The sequence below is a fragment of the Rhodococcus sp. 008 genome, assembly GCF_001682295.1.
Taxonomy (GTDB): Bacteria; Actinomycetota; Actinomycetes; order Mycobacteriales; family Mycobacteriaceae; genus Rhodococcus_F; species Rhodococcus_F qingshengii.
Map to the genome: position 1 here is coordinate 2,011,840 of NZ_CP012749.1, position 22,406 is coordinate 2,034,245.

Annotated in this window: 18 protein-coding genes; 11 read left to right on the top strand and 7 right to left on the bottom strand. The window is 63.6% G+C overall.

The genetic code is table 11. From position 1 onward, the window contains the following. Positions 1 to 42: 42 nt before the first annotated feature. A complete protein-coding gene (gene rpsF / locus AOT96_RS09535) occupies positions 43 to 330 on the bottom strand; it encodes a 30S ribosomal protein S6 (protein ID WP_003941237.1) in 288 nt (95 codons plus the stop codon). 210 nt (positions 331 to 540) lie between these two features. On the opposite strand from rpsF, the gene AOT96_RS09540 reads away from it, so the two are divergent. Genes AOT96_RS09540 through AOT96_RS09550 form a run of 3 tightly spaced genes read left to right on the top strand, consistent with a single transcriptional unit; the run spans position 541 to position 3,305 of the window. After that, on the top strand, positions 541 to 1,896 hold the full coding sequence (locus AOT96_RS09540; protein ID WP_003941247.1) for a glycosyltransferase family 87 protein: 1,356 nt from the start codon (positions 541 to 543) through the stop codon (positions 1,894 to 1,896). Then, complete coding sequence (locus AOT96_RS09545) at positions 1,896 to 2,480, top strand: GNAT family N-acetyltransferase (RefSeq protein WP_007735529.1); 585 nt, start codon at positions 1,896 to 1,898, stop codon at positions 2,478 to 2,480. Before AOT96_RS09540 ends, AOT96_RS09545 begins: the two co-directional genes overlap by 1 nt. A 45-nt stretch (positions 2,481 to 2,525) precedes the next feature. Beyond that, entirely contained in the window at positions 2,526 to 3,305 is a 780-nt protein-coding gene (locus AOT96_RS09550) for a DUF4190 domain-containing protein (protein WP_030537127.1), read from the top strand. 6 nt (positions 3,306 to 3,311) lie between these two features. Here AOT96_RS09550 and AOT96_RS09555 read toward each other — a convergent pair whose 3' ends face one another. Then, entirely contained in the window at positions 3,312 to 7,154 is a 3,843-nt protein-coding gene (locus tag AOT96_RS09555; protein WP_065351642.1) for an nSTAND1 domain-containing NTPase, read from the bottom strand. A 186-nt stretch (positions 7,155 to 7,340) separates the two neighbouring features. On the opposite strand from AOT96_RS09555, the gene AOT96_RS09560 reads away from it, so the two are divergent. Continuing rightward, positions 7,341 to 7,640: a helix-turn-helix transcriptional regulator gene (locus AOT96_RS09560; RefSeq protein WP_003941253.1), complete on the top strand. Its 300-nt coding sequence runs from the start codon at positions 7,341 to 7,343 to the stop codon at positions 7,638 to 7,640. 2 nt (positions 7,641 to 7,642) lie between these two features. Here the strand turns inward: AOT96_RS09560 and AOT96_RS09565 are convergent, their stop codons facing one another. From AOT96_RS09565 to AOT96_RS09580, 3 genes are all read right to left on the bottom strand, one after another. Next, on the bottom strand, positions 7,643 to 9,220 hold the full coding sequence (locus AOT96_RS09565) for a glycosyltransferase family 87 protein (protein ID WP_030537124.1): 1,578 nt from the start codon (positions 9,218 to 9,220) through the stop codon (positions 7,643 to 7,645). A gap of 39 nt (positions 9,221 to 9,259) precedes the next feature. Beyond that, positions 9,260 to 11,407 carry a transglycosylase domain-containing protein gene (locus AOT96_RS09570; RefSeq protein WP_007735524.1) on the bottom strand — a complete coding sequence of 716 codons (2,148 nt, stop codon included), beginning with the start codon at positions 11,405 to 11,407 and terminating at the stop codon, positions 9,260 to 9,262. A 586-nt stretch (positions 11,408 to 11,993) separates the two neighbouring features. After that, complete coding sequence (locus tag AOT96_RS09580; protein WP_007735522.1) at positions 11,994 to 12,392, bottom strand: DUF5318 family protein; 399 nt, start codon at positions 12,390 to 12,392, stop codon at positions 11,994 to 11,996. 149 nt (positions 12,393 to 12,541) lie between these two features. Between AOT96_RS09580 and AOT96_RS09585 the strand changes: the two genes are divergently transcribed. The 6 genes from AOT96_RS09585 to AOT96_RS09610 all read left to right on the top strand — a co-directional run bounded on the left by AOT96_RS09585 (position 12,542) and on the right by AOT96_RS09610 (position 17,971). After that, a complete protein-coding gene (locus AOT96_RS09585; RefSeq protein WP_065351643.1) occupies positions 12,542 to 13,381 on the top strand; it encodes a DUF1707 SHOCT-like domain-containing protein in 840 nt (279 codons plus the stop codon). Between the two features lie 9 nt (positions 13,382 to 13,390). Further along, a complete protein-coding gene (locus AOT96_RS09590; RefSeq protein WP_042922022.1) occupies positions 13,391 to 14,212 on the top strand; it encodes a DUF1707 SHOCT-like domain-containing protein in 822 nt (273 codons plus the stop codon). 9 nt (positions 14,213 to 14,221) lie between these two features. After that, positions 14,222 to 14,992 (top strand): DUF1707 SHOCT-like domain-containing protein, encoded by a 771-nt coding sequence (locus AOT96_RS09595; RefSeq protein ID WP_050656989.1) that lies wholly within the window; start codon positions 14,222 to 14,224, stop codon positions 14,990 to 14,992. 116 nt (positions 14,993 to 15,108) lie between these two features. Continuing rightward, entirely contained in the window at positions 15,109 to 15,672 is a 564-nt protein-coding gene (locus tag AOT96_RS09600) for a PadR family transcriptional regulator (RefSeq protein ID WP_003946014.1), read from the top strand. Then, the gene (locus AOT96_RS09605; RefSeq protein WP_003945979.1) at positions 15,665 to 16,768 is read left to right on the top strand and encodes an inositol-3-phosphate synthase; all 1,104 of its coding nucleotides are present in this window, start codon (positions 15,665 to 15,667) and stop codon (positions 16,766 to 16,768) included. The genes AOT96_RS09600 and AOT96_RS09605 overlap by 8 nt, the downstream gene beginning before the upstream one ends. A gap of 144 nt (positions 16,769 to 16,912) precedes the next feature. Continuing rightward, positions 16,913 to 17,971, top strand: coding sequence for an isopenicillin N synthase family dioxygenase (locus tag AOT96_RS09610; protein ID WP_223304565.1), 1,059 nt, complete (start codon positions 16,913 to 16,915; stop codon positions 17,969 to 17,971). Between the two features lie 7 nt (positions 17,972 to 17,978). Here AOT96_RS09610 and AOT96_RS09615 read toward each other — a convergent pair whose 3' ends face one another. After that, positions 17,979 to 20,096: an oxidoreductase gene (locus AOT96_RS09615; protein ID WP_065351644.1), complete on the bottom strand. Its 2,118-nt coding sequence runs from the start codon at positions 20,094 to 20,096 to the stop codon at positions 17,979 to 17,981. Between the two features lie 59 nt (positions 20,097 to 20,155). Continuing rightward, positions 20,156 to 21,541 carry a MocR-like pyridoxine biosynthesis transcription factor PdxR gene (gene pdxR / locus AOT96_RS09620; protein ID WP_065351645.1) on the bottom strand — a complete coding sequence of 462 codons (1,386 nt, stop codon included), beginning with the start codon at positions 21,539 to 21,541 and terminating at the stop codon, positions 20,156 to 20,158. Between the two features lie 97 nt (positions 21,542 to 21,638). Here pdxR and AOT96_RS09625 point away from each other — a divergent pair, with 97 nt between their 5' ends. Beyond that, entirely contained in the window at positions 21,639 to 22,346 is a 708-nt protein-coding gene (locus tag AOT96_RS09625) for a pyridoxamine 5'-phosphate oxidase family protein (RefSeq protein ID WP_065351646.1), read from the top strand. Positions 22,347 to 22,406 lie beyond the last annotated feature (60 nt).

Genomic DNA, 22,406 nt, shown 5'->3' on the forward strand with positions numbered 1-22,406 from the left:
AAGACCGTTGGGCGCGAGAGTAGAGCTCGCTACCGACAGTAATTACTTGTTGTGGCGCAGAACCTTCGTGCGCAGAACCGACTCGTTCAGACCGAGCTGACGATCGAGCTCAGCGACGGTGGCGGGAGTGGCGTTGATGTCGATCACCGCGTAGATACCTTCAGCATGCTTCAGGATCTCGTAGGCGAGACGACGCTTACCCCAGACATCGACCTTGTCGATCGTGCCGCCGTGCTGGCGCACAACATTGAGGAACGTATCCAGTGAAGGAGCGACAGTGCGCTCGTCCAGGCTGGGGTCAAGGATGACCATCAATTCGTAATGACGCATAAGACCTCATCACCTCCTGTGGACTAAGTGAAAACGGCCACGGACTATCCGTGGCAGGAGGGTCGTTGCGTCAGCAACCCTCGTAGGTTACACGAGGGGCCTTGACCAGGGAAATCGTCCCGGCCCTCCGGGAAGACCGCCAGGTCGATGCGCGACGCGTGGTGCAGACGCATCACCCCGCGAGCCACTGCGCCCCCTAGGGTGAGAATCATGCGAACAGACCGCAAGACCCCGGCGTCGATCCTGGCGTTGGTCGTCGGATTGTGCGGGCTGACGATGGCGCTGGGCTATTTCAACAAGGCCAGATGCGGCGGTGCACCGTTCGCGCCCGACGGACGAAGCCTGAACTTCGACGTCAACAAGAACATCGACGTCTGCTACTCCGACATTCAGTTGCTCTGGCTCGGACGAGGTATCGATCAGCATCTGTTCCCCTTCGTCACCGGAGGGATAACGCCCGAAGGATTCCTGACCGGCGGAACCGTCGAATACCCGGTGCTCAGCGGAATTCTGATGTGGCTGGGCGGTATCGGCTCACACACCGACACCGATTTCCTTCTGCACTCGGCCCTGATCCTGGCTCCTTTCGGACTGCTCACGGCGTGGATGCTCGGCAAGATGAGCGGCGCGTACGCGCTCGTGTGGTCGGCGACTCCGCCCCTGGTTCTGTACGCATTCCACAACTGGGAGCTCCCGGTGGTGGCCACCAGCGTCGGCGCGATCTTCCTGATGACGTTCGAGCGGATCCCGCTGCGAACTCGCGCGGTTCTGGCGGCCGTCATCCTGGCGATCGGTTTCTGTTTGAAGCTGTACCCGGGAATGTTCGTGCTGCCGCTCATGGCCTACGTGCTTCTACGCGGCACCGAAGGCAAGCGCTACGACGTTCGTGGAGCGCTGATGACGGCGGGCGCGGCGATCGTCACCGTCGTCCTCGTCAACCTGCCGTTCGCCCTCATTTCCTACGAAGGCTGGCGCGCGTCGTTCAGCTTCCAGGAGAAGCGAAGCGCGGACATCACCACCAACTCGGTGTGGTTCTGGGGTTTGCGCCCGTTCTACGGTTTCGGAGTTCGCGAGCTCAACGCCGACTACGACGCACTGGTGAGCATCCTGTCTCCGGTGATGATCCTGTTGTCATTCGCGCTCGCGATGTATCTGGGTTGGCGCCGCTACGTCCGCGACGGCTACTTTCCGTGGATTGCAGTCAGTGCCGCGATGCTGTGCGGATTCGTGTTGCTGCACAAGGTCAATTCACCGCAGTACACACTGTGGATCCTGCCTTTCCTCGTACTGTTCAAGATCCGGTGGTTCTGGATCGTCGCCTATCTGGTCGCCGACGCTGCGTTGGGTATCGGCATCTTCCGGTACTTCTACCAACTGGACATGAATCTCGATCCGAGCAAGTACGAAGCCGTCGTCCAGGCGAGTGTGTGGGGCCACGTCGTCCTGCTCGCCGTGTTCTTCTTCTTGTTCCTGCGAGTCCCGTTGCGGTATCCGCTTGCCGGTGGGACCGATCAGATTGCGAACTCCGACAACAACCTTCCGACTCACTCACGGGAGCACGCCTGATGACTGCATCATGGTTCGAATCACCGACGCTGACCGGTGATCGTGTCCGACTCGAACCCCTGGGCGTCGCGCACACCGACGCTCTGCTCGCTGCTGCCGACGACCCGGCGATCTTTCGTTGGACCGCATCGCCCATCACCGATCGGGAACAGGCACAGAAGTACATCGCTGCAGCAACCGACGACCCTAATCGGATCGCCTTTGCGCAGGTGAACATCGTGACGAACGCCGTGGTCGGCACCACGTCCATGTACCAGATCGACCCGGTAAACCGCAGTCTTGCAATCGGATACACGTGGTTGTCGCGATCGGTTCAGGGAACCGGGATCAATCCCGAATCGAAGCTGCTCCTGCTTCGTCACGCCTTCGACCAGCTCGAAGCCGTACGCGTCGAGTGGCACACGGACGAGTTCAACGAACAGTCCAGGGCCGCGATCGCAAAGCTCGGCGCCCAGTTCGAGGGCCTGCTGCGCAAGCACCGACGCCGTGTCGACGGCAGTTGGCGTACAACAGCGCTGTTCGCGATGACCGACGACGATTGGCCGACCATCGCACCTCAGCTCGAGACACGTACCCGAAACTAGCCATCACCTGCACTCTTCGACGAAGTCCATGCCAAGATTCACCTCATGAGCGATCAGGGTGGGTACGGGTACCAGGGCAATCAGAATTGGCAACCGGCTCCGTACGGGCAGCCCGATCCGTACGGCAGGCGGCCGACGAACACACTCGCGGTACTCGCCCTCGTCTTCGCGTTCCTCATCGCGCCGTTGGGGATCGTCTTCGGGCACATCGCTCGCGGCCAGATCAAACGGACCGGCGAAGAAGGCGACGGACTCGCCCTTGCCGGACTGATCATCGGCTACATCTTCACCGCACTCGGCATCCTGGCCGTGATCGTGTGGATCGCGTTCTTCGGGCTGCTCGCCGCCGCTTTCGGCAACGCCGCCAATGAAGCGAGTTCGCGGAGTCTCACCTATACGACGCCGTACTCGTACTCCACGACCACGACTCGGGCGCCGAGTGCACCCACCACAGCGCCGAAAACGACGACGCCCCCACGCGTCACAACCTCGATCGGACCAGCGCCGACCGTCTCGGGCACCAACCGTCAGGGTTTCATCTCCGGCGGCCCCAGCTGCAACTCCACCAATCCTGCCGTCGCCATCGCCGTCACGACCGGATCACGAATCGTCATCTGCGAAACCGGAGTCGGGCGTTACTACTACAAGGGTCAACGGCTGAGCGACGGCGCCACCATCGAACTCGACGATCCGACGCCCACCGGCAACGGATTCACCGTCACCAACAAGGACGTGACGTACAAGCTCACCTCCGCCGGACTGGTGATCACCGGCAGCGGAGGCGAGCTGGGTCGGGAACCGGCGCTCGAGTTCTGGATGAACTGAAGCGCGTCAGCCGGCACACGGATCCTGATAGGGAACACCGGGCAGGTACCGCTCCCATTCGGCTTCCGTGATGGGAGATCCTGCTGTGCGGCACAATCGATCAACGACGCCGTCGGGGTCGATTCCCCACAAGCGAACGGTCTTGTCCGACCCGCTACCCGCGATCATGTCACTCTCGCCGGCGAACTGAGCGTCGTTGACGCGACCCGGGTAGGCGGACAGCGTCGCAAATCGTGTTGCCTGCGAGGGAGTCTCGATGTCCCAGAGCCAGACGGTTCCGTCGCCGACACCGGCAGCGAGCCGATCACCGGCGCGGTTGAACGAGATCGAATAGATTGCGCCCTCGGGGCCGACGAGACGAGCGAGTTCCTCGGGTGCCGACGGTGTGCGTACGTCCCACACGGCGACACCGTGATCCGCACTTCCAGCGGCCAACAGCGTTCCGTCGGCGCTGAAAGACACTGCTAATGCGTAGCTTTCGAATCCACCCACCGTCGCCGCCACCCGGGGCGACGCTGCGTTCGACACGTCCCACAGATCCACTTCGTTCTTGGCGTTCGCGATCGCCAAGATGTCGGTGCCCGGTTGAAATGCCATCATCTGCGGGTAAGAGCCGACATCGGTCGACGACAGCAGCTTCGGTTCCGATGGATCGGAAACGTCGACCAACGCAATGCTGTTGTCGTCCTGCGAGGACACCGCCAGCAGATCTCCGGCGGGATTCAACGCGACGACCGCCACGATGCCCTTCACGTACACCGCGGGTTCGCTGTAGATCCGTGGCGACGCCGGATCACTCAGGTCCCAAAGATAGGCACCGCCGCCGCCGGTGCCGCTCACAGCCAGGTTCCCGTCTGCCGACACCGCCGATGCACCGCTGAAAGAGTCGGCCCCTTGCGGTTTCAACTCCGGCATCACCGCGGGGCGATCGAGATCCTCGGTGTTCCACGCCAACATCGCGCCACCCCTGGCACCGACGCCGGCCACCAGACGCGAGCCGTCCGCGGCAAAGGGACTGGTGAAGATCGTGTCCCGAGCTCCCGCCCAGACCGGACCCGGAAGAGCCCACACGCGAGTCACACCGTTGAGTCCCCCGGTGACCAGATTGCGGCCGTCATCGCTGTAGTCGACGGTGGTCACCGCCCCACTGTCCGGAAGTGTTTCGATCAATGCCCCGGTTCGGGGGTCCCACACGCGCACGGAGTTGTCGGAACTTCCTGCGGCAAGACGTGTTCCGTCTTTGCCGTAGTTGAGTTCGTTGACGTAGCTGGAAAATCCCGTCAGTGCCGGCAGGGGAGTGGGGCGCGCCGGATCGCTCATGTCCCACCGAACCACCTCCCTGCCAGTGGTTCCCGCCGCGAGCTCGCGTCCGTCCGGACTGAAGGCGACGCCGAGGTAGTGGACGGTGGTGCCGTTGGGCTCGGTCGCGAAGATCGGCGCCGATTCCTCACCCCACTTCGCGACGTCCCACACGCGCAGAGTCGCTTGACGCCCGCCCGTCACGAGGAAACGTCCGTCGGGGCTGAACGTCGCGGTGACAATGCCGTCAGCTGGATGCGGAAGAGCAGGCAAAGCAACGGCATTCGTGGAGGTGTCGATGTTCCATCGCAGGACGTCGGGCGTCGAGGTACCGGCGACCAGCTTGGTTCCGTCTGGGCTGAACTCCATGTCCTGCACTACGCGTTCACCGTCGACGGGAAGTGTTCCACGGACCGGATTCTTCGGGTCCGACACATCCCAGAGTGCAGCGCCGCCGGCACCACCGGTCGCAAGGAGCCGTCCGTCCGGGCTGTAGGCGACGGCAAAGAGGGCCGTGCCCTCCGAGACTCCGAGGAACTCCGCCTGCGGAACGGCTGAGGCAACACCGTCCACCATCGGATAAAGCCTGACCTTCCCGTCCGAACCACCCACCGCCACAACAGTTCCAGCTGGGTTGATCCGGGCCTTCATCGCGCCGGGCGGTCCGATGATGCGAGTAGCCGAATGAACGCCCGACGCATCCAGCAATGCCGAGCGGGCTTCGGTCGTTTCGTTGACCGCAAATGCCGCCAGAGCAAGCTGCGACGCCAGCGACGGATCCCGCTCACGCATCCTGATCGACTCGGTGGCCACCTGACGCGACATCGCCTCGTCGCGCGCAGTATCTGCTTGGACACGTTGACGATTGGCGCCGATACCGGCGACGGTGGCAACCACCGCCAACACCAGAGCGATCACCGACGCGGCTGCCAGCGCAGTCACGAGCCGTCGTAGCACGCGTGTACGTCGGCGATCGGCAAATTCCTGCTGATCACGATGCTCGATACTCGCGGCGAGGTACTCCCGCTCGGTGGCGTTGAGGTCGGCGGCGCGGGTCCGACTCGGTTCCAGTGGGAGACCGAGTTCACCCGAGTTCAGCCATTCTTCCGTCAGGTGAAGACGTGCGGGTCCGAGCAGCGCGCCGGGGTCGCGTCCACTGTCTTCCCACACCTGCGCCGCGTACGTGAACCGGCGATGAACCGCCAGGCCGGCGCGGTCCGAGTCGATCCAATCGCGAAGCCGACTCCACGCTGACAGTAAGACCTCGTGCGAAACCTCGACGGTCTCCTCGTCGACGGTGAGAAGGCGGCGTAAGGCGAACCGGTCGATGACGGTATTCACGTCGTCGACGTCGTCACCGAGGAAAAGTTCGGTGCGCGGTGCCCGCCGACGCGTCTGCGTCACTTCGTCGACGTTGACCAATCGCAGGAAGATCCTGCGCGCCAACTGCTGCTGCCTCTCTGTGAGCTCGCCGTACACTTCCTCCGCGCTTTGCTGGACAGCTCCGGCGATCCCGTCGGTGGCGTAGTAATCCGAGACGGTCAGAGTTTTACGCGTCGACCGTTGCCAGGTCCCCAACAGTGCGTGTGACAGCAAGGGCAAAGCTCCGGGGTCGCTCGCCGTGCGCGAGCCGCGTGGTGTCAGCTCGGAGACCAGAACCTGAACCAATTCGCTCTGCACGGTCATCCCGGCCTTGACCGCCGGCTCGACGATCACCTCGCGCAATTGTTCGTCGGTCAGCGGCCCGACCACCATCGGCGAATCGTCGAGCAGCGGCACCAAAAGTGGTTCCTCCGCCGCGAGCCCGTAGAAGTCGGCGCGCATTCCGATGATTGCGATCGTGTTCTCACCGAGTTCCGCGAGGGTCCGCAGTATTTCCTCGCGCCGATCACCGTCGCACTGCGTCCACAGTTCCTCGAACTGGTCGAGGATCAAGACGGTTGGTTCGTCGGAGATCGACGACGGAATTCCTCCCGTACCCGGCTGCAGGGTTTCCACCCGCCAACCGTCGAACCGTGGATCGTCCCCGGCGATCTTGGGGGCGAGCCCGGCCCGCAGCAACGACGACTTACCCGATCCGGAGGCACCGATCACCATGAACTGACGGCGACCGACACCTCGTATCGCCGACGCCACCCGCTCAACCAAGTTGGCAGTGAGTTCGTCTCGACCGAAGAACCACTCGGCGTCCTCTTGCCGGAACGACTCGAGACCTCGATACGGAACGGTGGCGTCGCCGCGTCGTCTGGCCGTCAGCTGTCTCACTCGTTGCACCGCACTGATCCAGCGCTGCCGCTCATCCTCGGAATCGACGCCGCAGGCCTCGAGGAGCGCGAAAAACATCGGGGTACTCGCCGGCGTCGGCAGGTGTTGGCCGGCAAACCATCCGCTGACGGTTCCGTGCAAACCACCCGAACGCTCGACGGCTTCGCGGACCGTCAGTCCGGCTGCGTTCCGCAGTGCAGTGAGCGTCTCAGCAAACTGCCCACGCGACTCGATCCGGGCGGGATCGACCTGATTGTGCGTACCGGCTTCCGCCTTCGAGTTCATAGCGACGCACTCTATCGGAGCAGGTAGGGGATTTGTCCGTTGTATGGACTCTGTATCGAGAGAGTTGCACCCGTTCCACTGAGACACCTCGATCGAAATACTCGTCTCAGTCGCACCCTGAGCCAGCAGCCCTTCTGCAAATACGGCAGTCGACGCCCATCCCCTCCGTCGAAAGGCGCTACTCGCATGTCTTCAATCGGCATTTCTCCGAAGATCGAGGCAAACGTGTCCCGAGTCGGCAACCCCAAGCACGGCAAGCACAAGCCGAAGCTGAGCGTCCGTGAGATCGAAGTACTTCTTGCCTGGCTACGTTCGGATTCCAAGTCCGAGGTCGCCGAGACACTCGGCCTACGCGTCTGCACCGTCAACACACACATCACTCGGATCCGCACGAAGTACAGCGACGTCGGGCGGCCGGCTCCCACGAAGGCAGCATTGTTTGCCCGCGCGGTCCAGGACGGGTACACCACCCTCGACGAGTGGTGACCTCAGACCGTGACGGGTTCCGGTTCCTTCGCCTTGGACGGCTTCAGCCAACCGGGTAGCCAGGCAGGTTGTTTGTCCGGTGCTTGATCGAGAACACCGCCCGCCGGATCGTCGATGAACCCGTACCGCACGAGATCCTCCGACGGCCGGTAGATCTGCCGGAGCACCAGCGCGCACAGAACGAGTACCGCGATGTCCCGGATCACGACCGTTCCGGTGAACCACTGCTCGGGCAGCCCCTTGTTGGACACCCCGAGGTAATACATCATTCGTGGAACCCAGACCAGGGCGTCGATGGTCATCCACGCGAGCAGGAGTCTGCGGTGCGGCAAGGCCAACACGGCCAGCGGCACCAGCCACAGAGAATACTGCGGGCTCCACACCTTGTTCGTGAGCAGGAAGCCCGCCACCAACAGGAAGCACAGCTGCGCAACTCGCGGACGACGCTGCGCCGTCAGGGCGACGTATCCGACACCGATGCAGACGGCCACGAACAAAAGCAGAGAGACGGCGTTGAGATTCGACGGCGACTCACCCTGTGCGAGAGGACCGTCGAGGCCCTTCCACGACGTGAACGACGCGATCACGTTGTAGAGCGAATCCGGATCGGCCCCGCGTTCGGAGTTGAGCCGGAAGAACTCGTACCAACCATGGGGGTACAGCGCGGCAATGGGCAGGTTCACCGCAAGCCATGCCGCGACCGCGCTGAGAGCGGTCACCAGCCAGTCCCTCGTCTTGCCCGCGCGCAGACACAGGACCAAGAGCGGTCCCAGTAGGAGCAGCGGGTAGAGCTTTGCGGCGCCGCCCAGGCCGAGCAGGATTCCCGCGAGCACGGGCCGCTTGCGTGCCCACGCCAACAACCCACCCGCCGCGAACGCCGTCGCCAGAGGATCGAAGTTCGTGAACACGTGCACGATCACCAAAGGGGAGCACGCGATCAGAGCGCCGTCCCACACTCGTCGTCCGGCCAGCAGGGTGCTCGCCCACACGGTGACCAGCCACGCCAACGCCAACCCGAACGCCACGACGTTGAAATAGAGCGCCACCTGAATCGCGCCCGGCAGCCAGGTGATCGAATCCCACGCCTTCGCGACTTTCATTGCGCCGTACTGGTAGAGCCCCGAGATGACCGGATACTCCATGTACCGCATCTGGATCGAACCGTCGCCGCGTACTTCTTCCCACGACGTCTTGTACGGGAATGCTCCCTGATCGAGGCGCTCGGCTCCGTACAGCGGAACGGTATCGGAGTAACACATCGCCACGTACTGACGGCTGCCACTCCAGTCGAGGCCGACCTGCCCGCTCTCGCCGACCGGCGCCTGCTGAATACAGCCCGCCTTGGCGAACCAGCCGAAAGCCAAGAACACCACGGCGAGCAGAAGGATCACTCGCATCGGTGTGAAGAAGCGAGTGCGCCCGATCAGTGCGTGACGACCTACCGGACCGCCGACGGTTCCCGACAGCGCAGACACCATCGCGTCGTTGCGACTGGGAACGTCCCGCCAATCCGCCGAACGAAGATCTTCGGCCAGCGGAGCGGGGGAGGTCGGTTCGGCATCATCAGCATTCGCGGCCACTCCGCGAGGTTACCGTCTTTCGAACCGACCACCCTCCAACTACTGGCCGGGGCTCACACCTGCCGGTTCTTCCTCGGTGGTCTCGCCTGCCCCTGGTACCTGTGGCGTGGTTGTCGTCGGCCGGGAGATGCCCGGAATCGGGATCGTGATGCCCGGCAGAACCTCGACCTGCGTCGTTGTCACCACGGGCGGCGGAGTGGTTTCCGTCGTCGTCGGTGCGGTGGTCGGCGGCGCCGACGTCTTGGGCGGTGCGGGAGCCGTGTACTCCGGAACACCACCGGCTTGACCGTTGATCTTGCCCGGCGTCGGGAACTTCTCGTTGTCGGTGCCCTCGAGGGCGCCGTCCATCGTGTCCTTCCAGATGTCCGAAGGCAGACCTGAGCCGTAGATCATCGCGCCACCGGAATTGGTGATCGCTTCACCGTCGGGAGTTCCGACCCAGACCGCGGTCGAAAGCGACGGCGTGTAGCCGACCATCCACGCGTCCTTGTTGGCTCCGGTGTCACCGAGCTGCGCGGTACCTGTCTTCGACGCCGACAGACGTCCGCCGGCCAGGTTGTGACCGCGCGAGTACGCCGCGATCGGCTGCATCGCAGCCGTCACGTTGTCCGCCACGGCAGCGTCGATGCGGTCTTCACCGGCGGGCGCGCCGCGGTCCAGCAGCACGGTGCCGTCGGCCGCGACGACCTTCTGCACGAAGTGCGGTGCGTGATACGTACCGGACGCGGCGAGTGTCGCGTACGACGACGCCATGTCGAGCACGCGGGCCTGGTACTGGCCGAGCACGATGCCGTTGTTGGGGCCGGAACCGTCGGCCTCGGTGAGCGACGGGCCGACGCCCGGGATGTCCTTCGGGATGCCTGCCTTGTGAGCGATGTCCGCGATTTCCTGCGGGCCGTTGCCGTCGAGGCTGAGCATCTGGCGGTAGAAGCTGGTGTTCAGCGAACGCTTGAGCGCCTCTGCGATGGTGCAGGTGCCGCAGCTTTCACCTTCGACGTTGCCGATGGAGATGCCGTTGACGGTCAGCGGTGAGCTGTCGTACATCTGCGAGAGCGGGATTCCCTGATCCAGGGCGGCTGCGAGGCCGAACACCTTGAACGAGGAACCGGTCTGAAGTCCGGCATTCGCGAAGTCGTATCCCGCGCCGTCCTCACCGCCGTAGTACGCCTTGACGGCTCCGGTCTTCGGATCGACCGAGACAACTGCGGTACGCAGATTCTCCGGCTCGCCCTCCATATTGGAACGGGCTGCTTCGACCGCTGCGGCTTGAGCCTGCGGGTCGATGGTCGTGGTGATCTGCAAGCCCTCGGTGTTGAGCAACTGCTCGCTGATTCCAGCGTCGCCGATCTCCTTGAGCACCTGACGCTTGATCAGGCCCTCGGGGCCGGTCGAGCCCTGGCTGCTGTTGTCGACCTGGGCGAGCGGGATGTAAGCGGGGTACTGCATCGGCGTGCGCGCGGCCTGATCCAGCGTGCCTGCAGACACCATGCCGTCGAGCACGTAATCCCAGCGGGACTTCGCGCCTGTCGGGTTGGTCTCGGGATCGAGGAGCGACGGAAGCTGGATCGACGACGCCAGGACGGCGCCTTCTTCGATGGACAGCTGGTCAACGGGCTTACCGAAGTAAGCCTTGGATGCTGCGCCGATGCCGTATGCGCCGCGACCGAAGTAAATGGTGTTCAGATACGCGGCGAGGATGTCGTCCTTGGACCACTCGTTGGCCATCTTCGAGGAGATGACGAGTTCCTTCATCTTTCGCGTCAGCGAACGCTCCGAGCCGACAAGCGCCTTCTTGACGTACTGCTGCGTGATGGTCGAGCCACCACCGGCGCTGTCGCGACCGAGGACGTTGTCTCGGGCCGCGCGTGCGAAACCGGAGATCGAGAAGCCCGGGTTCGAGTAGAAATCGCGGTCCTCTGCGGCCAGAACAGCGTTGCGAACGTGCGGCGGTACCTGATCGAGCGAGACCTCGACGCGGTTGCCATCTGGCGGGACGACAGTGCTGATCACCGTGGTGCCGTCGGCGGCAAAGACCGTCGCCACCTGATTGGTCTTGAGGTCGCCGGGCTTGGGGACGTCCTGCACGATGTACGCCGCCATGAAGGCAAGGACGGGCAGAACAAGACCGAGCGCCACCAAGACGTAGGCCGAGCGGCGAACTGTGCGCCACTTGGACTTCTTCTTCACGGTGCTCTTTCTTCCCTTCGGGGGTTGTCCGTCGTTGCCACCGCCACCGGAGCCACCTGTCGGTGGCTTCGTCGGTGGAGGTCCGACCGGCGGGCGGGTGCCCGCGTTGCTACGGGTGGTCGCTGCTGCTGCCGCGACGCGCTGGGTCGGTTCGTTCGCCTGAGTGCCGGAGGCGCGATCTCCTTGAGCGCCTACGGCGCGATCTCGAGGCGGCGGGCCGGCAGGTCGGCCTTGCGGCGGACGACCCTGAGGAGGGGGACCGGCGGGGCGGCCCTGAGGAGGCGGGCCGGCAGGTCGGGCTTGCGGCGGACGCCCCTGGGGCGGGGGTCCCATCGGACGACCTTGCGGCGGACGACCCTGAGGGGGCGGACCCATCGGAGGGCGTCCCTGCGGTGGTGGGCCCATGGGACGTCCCTGCGGCGGACGACCCTGAGGAGGTCCGGCGGGACGGTTGGGACCGACGGGACGGCCACCCGGGTTGTTGCCGCCCGGGTTGTTGTTGCTGGGGGAACTCACGAATCAAATCTCCAGTGGTCACGGACCGATCACGTGCAGACTTCGATCGGGCCCTTCTTCGGGTGTGGCGTTACTCGCTGGCGGTGCGCCGGCTTGGTGGGCGTGCTCGCCGCGGTCGCGGCGGCGCAGGTACTGCGCCGAGCACATAGGACTGCACCAAGTGGTTCCAACTGCAGGTACGGCACACCTCTACAACGTGCACCGTGAACTCCTCTGCTGTTTCCGCAAGCCGAGCGAGCTCGTCCGAGGTTCGGGCCGATCCCGAAACCTGACCGAGCTTGTCGCCGAACACCCAGGACACGAGCGTCAACTGTTCCTTGCGGCAAATGGGGCAGACGACGTCGCTGCCCCGGCCGTGGAACTTCGCGGCTCTGAGTAGGTACGGATCGGCGTCACACACCTGCTTGACGTCGGTCCGACCCGCAGACACTTCGGCCAGCACAGACCGACGCGCGAGCGCGTAGTCCACAACTTGCCGCTGTATCCGCACCTGACCAGCGTACGTGCGTCCGTGCCGCGACGGACGGTTCGGGAGGGTCACGATGAACACATTTCGGGGGCTGGGGGCATGGCGACCAGCCATTACGATCACTTCCTGTGAAGTCTTCTCGTTCTCCGATGACGCGCGCTCGTGATCTTGATCGCGTCGAAACGTGCAATGTGTTGGACGCCGCGTACGCCGAAGGGCAGTTGAGCGCGGAGGACTACTTCGACCGGACCGAGAAGGCGAAGTCCGCGAAGACCCTGCTCGCACTCGCACGCCTGGTCAACGATCTGCAGGTGCCGAAGATCGAGACCAAAACGGTGCCTCGGACGTCGACGGCACGAAAGGCCGTGTTCGTCGGTGCTGCTGCTCTGATCGTCGTCGGCGCGATCGCAGCATTGGCGTGGAGTCGGTCACCGTTGACGCCCTCGGAAGACATCACAGCCAGTTATGCCAGCACTACTTCCCTCGCTCCGCCGTTGCCGACCACCACCCCGGTGCCGGAGCCGACCGTCGAACCGATCCTGATCGCACACATCGACACGTTGACGCCGGAAGGAATCGGCGCATTCATCGAGAGGTATCGAGAAGAGTTCGGTGACATGTTCGTAGACGACGCCAGCTTCCACGGCGACTACTCATCAGTGAGCCGGGCGGTCCCCGATGCTCCCGCTCTCACCGAGTCCATCAGTTTTCGCGACGGCTTCGAGAGGGAAGTGACGTCCATTCCGCGGCGAACGGGCCAGCCGACCTTCGACCTCGGTTCCATCCAGATCGACAAGCTCGCGCCGTACATGGTGAACATCGGCGACTATGTCAATGTTTCGGACGCCGCGATCACCCACTTGATCGTGGACGCGAACTACGGCGTCCCGGAGATCGCGATCTATGCAGAGAACGGACTCGGCCACCAAGGACGCATCGAGGTCACGCCGTGGGGCGAGATCTCTCGTTCCTACCCGTACGGGAGCTAGGGTGAGCCGGTGAGTGGGTCCCCGACTACTACCTCTACGCGCACCCGTGCGCGCGACGTCGACCGTTCCGATACCTGCGCCGTTCTCGATACGGCTCTGTCCGACGGCCAGATCACGGTCGACGAGCACGCGAACCGGACGGCTGCGGCCATGACCGCGACCACGCTCGGACAGCTCGATCTGCTGGTCCGCGATCTGCAGAAAGCAACGCTGCGCAACGCCGTCGCCAAAGTTCGCCGTATCGACAAGATCTGGTACCTCGCAGCCGCATCGACTATCTTCGCCGGCCTGATCGGGTACCTCACCTTGTCCGCCGACCCTTCACCCCCACCGCCTCCACCGGCGGCAGCCGAAAACGTCGAACCGCTTGCCCCCATTGTGAGTTCGACGTTGAACACGGTCACCGCAAGCGGGATCGGGGAATTCATCACCAGATACAGCGCCAAGTACGGCACGACGATAATCGATTCCGCCAACTTCTACGACGGCTATGCAAGCGTCACTCGCGCCGCCGCTGTCTCGCCGAACCTGGAGGAAGACATCGACTTTCGAGGCGGTTTCACACCACGCGACAGCACGTCGACTCGAGCAGCCAGCACCGTCACCTTCGACCTCGCTGCCGTCGACATCGACAAACTCGCCGGATATCTGGCAGGAGTGTCCGCAAATCTCAACGTCCCCGACGCCGAGATCACACACATCAGCATGAGTTCGTCGAGCGACGATCCACGCATCTCCATCTACGCCAGCAACAACCTCGGCGCGAGCGGCTCAATGGATTTGACCCCGGATGGCCGCCCGATCCGCTTGTCTCCCTTCACTCCTCGATAGGCCCCGGACATGCCGAACGATCTGACCAGGACCACCCGCGCTCGCAATGCCGATCGCGAGGCTACCTGCGCAGTGCTGGACTCCGCCTTCGCCGACGGACAACTCACGGCGACCGAGCACGACGAATTGACCGAACTCGCCGCGGTGGCAGTCACTCTCGGCGATCTCGAAGATTTGACGTCCGATCTGCAGACCGAGGCGTCCCTACCCATTCTTCGGAAAGAACCTTCGCTCGACACGCGTTGGATCGCCGTTGTGATCATCGCGCTGTCACTGGTCTCGGCTGTCGGTTTCGGAATCAAATACGCCGCGTCCGACGTCACGATCTTCTCGAGCCCCGAGCCACAGTTACACACCGTCGACGGCCTGGGGGCGATGTTCCATGCCATCGAAACGGAGTACGGCAGCGGACTGGTCGACGAGATGACCATCTATCCCACTTATGCACGCGTAACGCGCGCCGATCCTGCCGCGCCGCGCAAGAGCCTGGACAGCTACTACCGAGGCGACCTCGAGGACACGACTTCAGGAGGATCACGCGAACCCGACGTGACACAGATCGACGTCAGACAGCTCGATCCTCGCATCGTGATCGCCCTGCTCGACGGCGCCGGAACAACGACGTCGGTGCAAAATCCGACCACTCGGTACGTCTCTGTCGATAGCACCGAAAATGTTCCGACCATCCAGATTCACGTCGGCAACGACCTCGACGAGAGCGGGTACCTGACCGCTGGCCTCGACGGGGAAATCATGTCGATCTACCCGTTCACCCCCTGATCTAGCCGTGACACCCTGGTACACGTATCGGTCCGCAGTGTGGTTTTATATATCGGCGCGATATAGTTGGTTATCGCATCAAGCGGTTAGGTTCAACGACTCGGGAGGTTTGTCAGTTGCTCGAACTCGCAATCCTCGGGCTGCTCCTCGAGTCACCGATGCACGGATACGAGCTGCGTAAGCGGCTCACTGGTCTGCTCGGCGCATTCCGCGCGTTCTCGTACGGATCGCTGTACCCGGCACTGCGGCGCATGCAAGCCGACGGATTGATCTCTGAAGACGTCGACACTGCCACCGGCACGCTCAAGCGTCGGGCGCGTCGCGTCTACCAGCTCACTCCGGAAGGTCGGCAACGGTTCACCGAACTGGTCGCCGACACCGGGCCGCAGAACTACACCGACGACGGTTTCGGCGTTCACCTCGCCTTCTTCAGCCGCACCCCCGCAGAAGCGCGGATGCGGATCCTCGAAGGCAGGCGACGCCAGGTCGAGGAGCGCCGTGAGGGGCTCCGCGAGGCCGTCGGTCGGGCCAGCGGATCGCTGGACCGCTATACCCGTCAGCTCCATCAGCTCGGACTCGAATCGAGTGAACGCGAAGTGCGTTGGCTCAACGAATTGATCGCAGCCGAGCAATCGACAACAGGAACATCCCGGAAAGAAGGAGAACCCGACCATGGGTGAGAACAGCACCGCGGTGCGCGTAGCCATTGTGGGCGTGGGTAACTGCGCCTCGTCCCTGGTTCAGGGCGTCCACTACTACAAGGATGCCGACGAGACCCAGACGGTCCCCGGCCTCATGCACGTCAAGTTCGGTAAGTACCACGTCCGCGACGTGCAGTTCGTCGCTGCGTTCGACGTCGACGCCAAGAAGGTCGGCTTCGACCTCTCCGAGGCGATCCTCGCGAGCGAGAACAACACCATCAAGATCGCCGACGTCCCGCCCCTGGACGTTCCCGTTCAGCGTGGCCCGACCCTCGACGGCATCGGCAAGTACTACGCCGAGACCATCGAGCTGTCCGACGCCGAGCCCGTCGACGTCGTCAAGGCACTCAAGGACGCTCAGGTCGACGTCCTCGTCTCCTACCTGCCCGTCGGTTCCGACGACGCTGACAAGTTCTACGCACAGTGCGCGATCGACGCAGGCGTTGCATTCGTCAACGCTCTGCCCGTCTTCATCGCTTCCGACCCGGAGTGGGCTGCCAAGTTCAAGGACGCCGGCGTCCCGATCGTCGGCGACGACATCAAGAGCCAGGTCGGCGCCACCATCACACACCGCGTGATGGCGAAGCTGTTCGAAGACCGCGGCGTCGTGCTGGACCGCACCTACCAGCTCAACGTCGGTGGAAACATGGACTTCAAGAACATGCTCGAGCGTGATCGCCTGGAGTCCAAGAAGGTTTCCAAGACCCAGGCCGTGACGTCCAACCTGACCGGCGCACTTGCCGGCAAGGTTCACGACCGCAACGTCCACATCGGTCCCTCGGACTACGTGGAGTGGCTCGACGACCGCAAGTGGGCATACGTCCGCCTCGAAGGCCGCGCCTTCGGTGACGCTCCCCTGAACCTGGAGTACAAGCTCGAGGTCTGGGATTCGCCCAACTCTGCCGGCATCATCATCGACGCCGTCCGCGCAGCCAAGATCGCCAAGGACCGCGGCATCGGTGGACCGGTTTACCCGGCTTCCGCTTACCTGATGAAGTCCCCGCCGGTCCAGATGGCCGACGACAAGGCTCGCATCGAGCTCGAAGCCTTCATCATCGGAGCCGACGAGGCCTGATTTAGGTTCACGCTGATTCGGGGTCTTGCGCCAACGGCGCAAGGCCCCGATTCTGTTATCCGCAGGGTGTTTCCGCATCCGCGCGGGTAATCACGCCTGCGGCTGCCGAATTGCCGTGCGGGTCCGGGTGCCGCTCAGCGTGGAATGATGGACATCAGAACCATCACACGGATCGAGGACCCCATGTCGATTACGTCGCTGCCAGTGCTCGATCTGTCGCTTGCGCAGAACCCCGACACCGCCGAGCAGTTCCGCACTCAGCTCCGCGAGGCCACCCACGAGGTCGGATTCTTCTACCTGGTCGGCCACGGAATTCCCGACGAACTGCAGCGACGCCTCCTCGACGTCGCCCGCGAGTTCTTCGCGCTACCGACTGCCGAGAAGCTCGCGATCGAGAACGTCCGCAGCCCGCACTTCCGTGGGTACACCAGGCTCGGCGGCGAACTGACCGAAGGCAAGCAGGACTGGCGCGAGCAGATCGACATCGGGGCCGAACAGCCCGCGGCCGAGCGCACCGACACCTCACCGGCCTGGGAGATCCTGCAGGGCCCCAACCAGTGGCCCGACGCCCTTCCCGAACTTCGCGACGTCATCACCGAGTGGAACGACACGCTCACCTCGATCGCACTGAGCCTCTTACGCGAATGGGCGGTAGCCCTGGGCCAGGATGCGAACATCTTCGACGACGCGTTCGCTCACGATCCGTCGATCCTCATCAAGGTGGTGCGTTACCCGGGCCGCCCGAAAGGTGCCGGCTCCCAGGGCGTCGGCGGGCACAAGGACGCGGGTGTGCTGACTCTGCTCTATGTCGAACCGGGCAAGGGTGGTCTGCAGGTCGAGCACGACGGCGACTGGATCGACGCCCCGCCGATCGACGGGGCGCTGGTGGTCAACATCGGCGAACTTCTCGAGGTCGCTACCGGCGGCTACTTGAAAGCGACTGTGCACCGGGTAGTTTCACCCGAGGGCGACGGTGAACGTATCTCGGTGCCGTTCTTCTTCAACCCGAACTACGCAGCGCAGATCCCGGAGTTCGACCTACCGCCCGAGCTGGCGGCGCGCGCCACCGGCGTCACCGTGGACGCGAACAACCCGATCCACGATTCCTACGGGGCGAATGCCCTCAAGAGTCGACTACGTGCGCACCCCGATGTCGCGGCCCGCTGGTGGCCGGACATCGTTGCGGCACAAAGCGCTACCTGATGCTGAACTACAGATCCATCGCGACTTTCCACGCCGTGTGCATCGCGCCCTCGATGTAGTCGACGTTCACCGCGTCACCGACCACGTGCACGTCAGAGACGACGCCGATCAGAGAATCGGCCAGTGGCGCCTGCGCCGACACTCCCGAGGCGACGACAACCATGTCGGCCGGAGCGGTCAGTGTCTTGTCACCGGAACTGAATTCGACGTGCTCCTTGGTGATGCGCTGCACCGTTGAATTGCGGTGAATGTTCACACCGACATGCTTGGCGTGGCGCACCGCCGTCCAGCGGCGCGGCATCGCCATCGGAATGCCCAACTGCTGGCCTTCTTCGATCAGCGTCACAGTGCGACCTCGCTCGGCCAGGAACTCCGCAAGCTCGAGTCCGACAAGCGAACCACCGATCACGACAACGTCTTTACCCATGGGCAGGAACTTGCGGGTCACAGCTCGGATCGCCGCGGGGCTCTTGGTAATACCGGACAGCTTGCCCAACTTGGCCATCGTCCGCAGGAACGGCGGTACCTGTGAGACGTCTCCCGCTCCGGTCATCAACGCGCGCAACGAATCACCGGTGTGCACGTGCGGGAGATCACCGCCCGGAACGCTAGGCCGCTCACGAACCGCACCGGTGGCCACGACTACGGCGTCGGGGTTCAGTGCCCGGATCGAGGCAACCGAGGCTTCGGTCTTCAGTCGAACATCGACACCGAGACGCTCGATTTCCACTTTCAACCAGCTGAGCAGACGCCCGTTGTCCGGGGTAGTGAGGCTCGAGAACCACAGGGTGCCACCGAGGCGATCGGACTTGTCCAACACCGTGACTCGGTGCCCACGTTCAGCGGCCACGCGGGCCGTCTCGAGACCACCGGGGCCCGCTCCGACCACAACAATGCGTTTCGGAGTGCTGGTCCGGACGAAGGGGAGAAGCGCTTCGTTGCCGAGCGCGGGATTGACAGCGCACAGCGGCGTCTCGTCCCAGAAGTTCTCCTGCACGCAGACGTAGCAATTGATGCAAGGCCGAACCCGCTCGGGTGCACCGTCTTTGAGTTTGTTCACCAACTGTGGATCGGCCAGGAGCTGGCGGCCCATTGCGGCGAAATCCGTGCGACCTTCCGCGATCATCTTCTCGCCGACCTCGGGGAGCATACGTCCGACCGTGATCACGGGGATCGATATCGCCTGCTTGATTCGCGTTGCATTGTCCGTGTAGTAGCCGACCTTGTCGGGCAGGGGGCCGTCGGTGAAGTTGGCAAAAGCATTCAGCGCGGTACCGGTGACGTGAATGGCGTCAGCGCCGGCCTCTTCGAACATCTTGGCAGCCGCAGCAGCCTCGTCGACGGTCAGCCCGTCGGTTTCGCCGTACTCTTGACCGGCCAGACGCACGATGACGGCGAGCGCACCGCCGACCTCCTCCTTGACCGCTCGAATGACCTCACAAGCGAGGCGAGCACGGTTCTCCATGGAACCTCCGTACTCGTCGCTGCGCTGATTCGTGTATCGACTCAGGAACGCTCCGAGGACGTAGTTGTGGGCACAGTGAATCTCGACGGCGTCGCCGCCCGCCGCCTTCACCCGTCCGGCAGCCTCGGCGAACATGCGGACCAGCCAATCAAGATCTTCCTTGGTTGCCTCGTGGTACGTAGCCCTCTTGCCCTCGTTGATGGCAGCCATCTTGCCCAGTTCTTCTGGCGTGCAATCGGCCATCGCACTCATGTCACCCGGCGGCTTCGGTGTGGACGGGACCAACTGGGGTCGGCCGTCGAGGGTATCGATGCGCGCCACCTTGCCGTGGTGTGTCATCTGCACACAGAGCTTGCTGCCCGCGTCGTGGACTGCGTCGGCCAACGCCTTGAGACCGGGGATGAACCGGTCTTCCGAAAGCCCCGGTTCCTTGCGGCTGGTGCAGCCCAGCGGATACGCAACAGCGCAGCAACCGGTGATGATCAGACCCGTTCCACCAGCTGCACGCGCCACGAAGTGGTCGATGTCGCCCTTTTCGATTTCCCCGTCTTCACACAGGTTCATGTCCATCGCAGGGAGAACCACGCGATTGGGCACGGTCATCGGGCCGATGGTGCCTGGTGCGAGCAGGTGCGGAAAGGTCTGGCTTCGGATCGTCACGAGCAGACGCTAGAACTGGACCACGCCCATCCGTTGCCGCACTCCCGATCAACGAGACTTCACGCGCTGTGACGTGCGAGGCACTCGGCTATCACCTCGAGCGCATATTCGAGGTCCGCGGATTCCACCCGTCCGTAGCCGATGACCAATCCGCCGGGGTCTCCGTGCGTTCGGGTGGACTCGACCAGGGTGGGCACTTCGACGCCGTGTTCAAGTGCCTCGCGAGCGACGGCGGCTGCCAGATCCGCGTCGAGCATGAGCGTCGTGTGCATGCCGGCGCCGAGACCCCGCAGTTCACCGAACGATGACAGCGCTTCCTCGACCGCCCGATCACGCTCCCGGTACCTGCGCCGGGCGGTACGCACCGCTCGATCCCATTCGCCGTCACGGAGCAGGGACAGGAGTGCTTGCTGCAGCGGAACCGACGGGAAGTCGCCGATTCGCTTGCGGTGTACTGCTATGCGGTCGACCAGGTCGAGGGGAGCTACCAACCAGCCCAATCGAATTCCGGCGCCGAGCGTCTTGGCAACCGTTCCGAGATACATCACCCGATCAGGAGCCAGCTGGGCAAGCGCAGGCAAAGGCGCTACGTCGTAACGGAATTCGGAGTCGTAGTCGTCCTCGAACAGGACGACGTCGCGGGCGCGTGCGAACTCGATCAACTGGTTGCGCCGACCTACCGGAAGCAGCCCTCCTGTCGGATACTGATGGGACGGTGTCACATACACACCGCGGACGCTCTCCGACGCCGTTTCGAGTTGGTCGACACAGAGACCATGAGCGTCGACGGGCACGTCGAGCAGCGACCATCCACAGGCTGTAGCGGCCGAGGACGCATACCGGTATCCGGGATCTTCCATCGCCAGAACAGCACCACGGGTACGCAGAGCCGACAGGGCGAGGCCGAGACCATGCGTGGCACCTGAGGTGATCAGGATTCTCTCGGGTTCAACCGACATTCCACGGGCTCTTGCCAGTAATTCCGATAGTGCCGAACGCAATTCGTAGTCACCCGCAGGATCGGGATCCTCGAAAGGTGGCGGTTTGGACCCGACGTCACGCCACGCCCGCCGCCACGCTGCCGATGCACGCGGCGGCGTCCACGGCACGCCCGGCCGGAGCTGCACCCTGGGTGACATCTTGTCGGCGGCCTTCTTCGGTGTAGTCGTGGGAGTGACCATGGGGGAGGGCGCCTCGGCAACGAAGGTGCCTGAGCCGTGCACAGCGACAAGCCAACCCTCGGCGATCAACTGCTCATACGCCCGTTCCACGACGCCCCGCGCCACCTCGAGCTCCGCCGCCAGCTTCCGGGAACTGGGTAACCTCAGACCCACTGCCGCCTTACCACTGCGGATATCAGCTCTCAGGTGGTCGGCAATCTGGACCGGGAGCGCCCGCCGATCTGTCCGATCGAGGACCACGGCTACCGCCGAAGGCAGAAACATTCAGAACCCTCCCGGAAGTGGCAAATCGAAGTGGCCTATCGAAGTCTCCACTGATTGGACCATGACTTGAAGCCACTTTGCCACCAGCATTGTCTGCATGACAGATGCCGTTGTCTTTGCTGCCCCTGCTCCTGCCCCCACTGCACCTATTCCACTGTCCCCGACAGCACGTACGACGCACAAGCGCGCCCGCCACCACGGCGTCGCAGAACGCGCGGCACTCGTCGACGTCTTGCAGTCCGCGAAGCTGTGCCACATGGGCGTGAACGTCGGCGGAGTTCCCATGGTGTTTCCCACCGCCTACGGGTTCGACCTCGACGGCCCCGACCGCGGCGGATCTATTTATGTTCACGGTTCAGTCGCTTCACGGAGCTTGGCTCCCGACAGCGAAATCTGCATCACCATCACGATCCTCGACGGGCTCGTGTTGGCTCGGTCGGGCTTCCACCACTCGATGAACTACCGCAGCGGCGTCATCGTCGGATCACCTCGAGTCGTGACCGACGGCGACGAGCGCGTGAAGGCTTTGAATCTGATCGTCGACCAGGTGGTTCCCGGACGTTCCCAACACTTGCGGGAACACACGCGCAAGGAAATGGCGGCAACCATCGTTCTTGCGCTGCCGTTGTACGAGGCTTCCGTCAAGGCTCGCACCGGCGGCCCCGGTGACGATGCCGCCGACATTGGTGTCGAAACCGTTTGGGCTGGAGTAGTTCCCGCAGCCACGCACTTCGGTGAACCGGTCCCGTCCGAGGATCTCGACTCCGGTGTCGCGCTTCCGGACCATATCTCGACAATGCTCTGACCGCACACGCCGTACACACCGGGGTATGGCTATGCCCCGGTGTGTACGTATTCAGTTGCG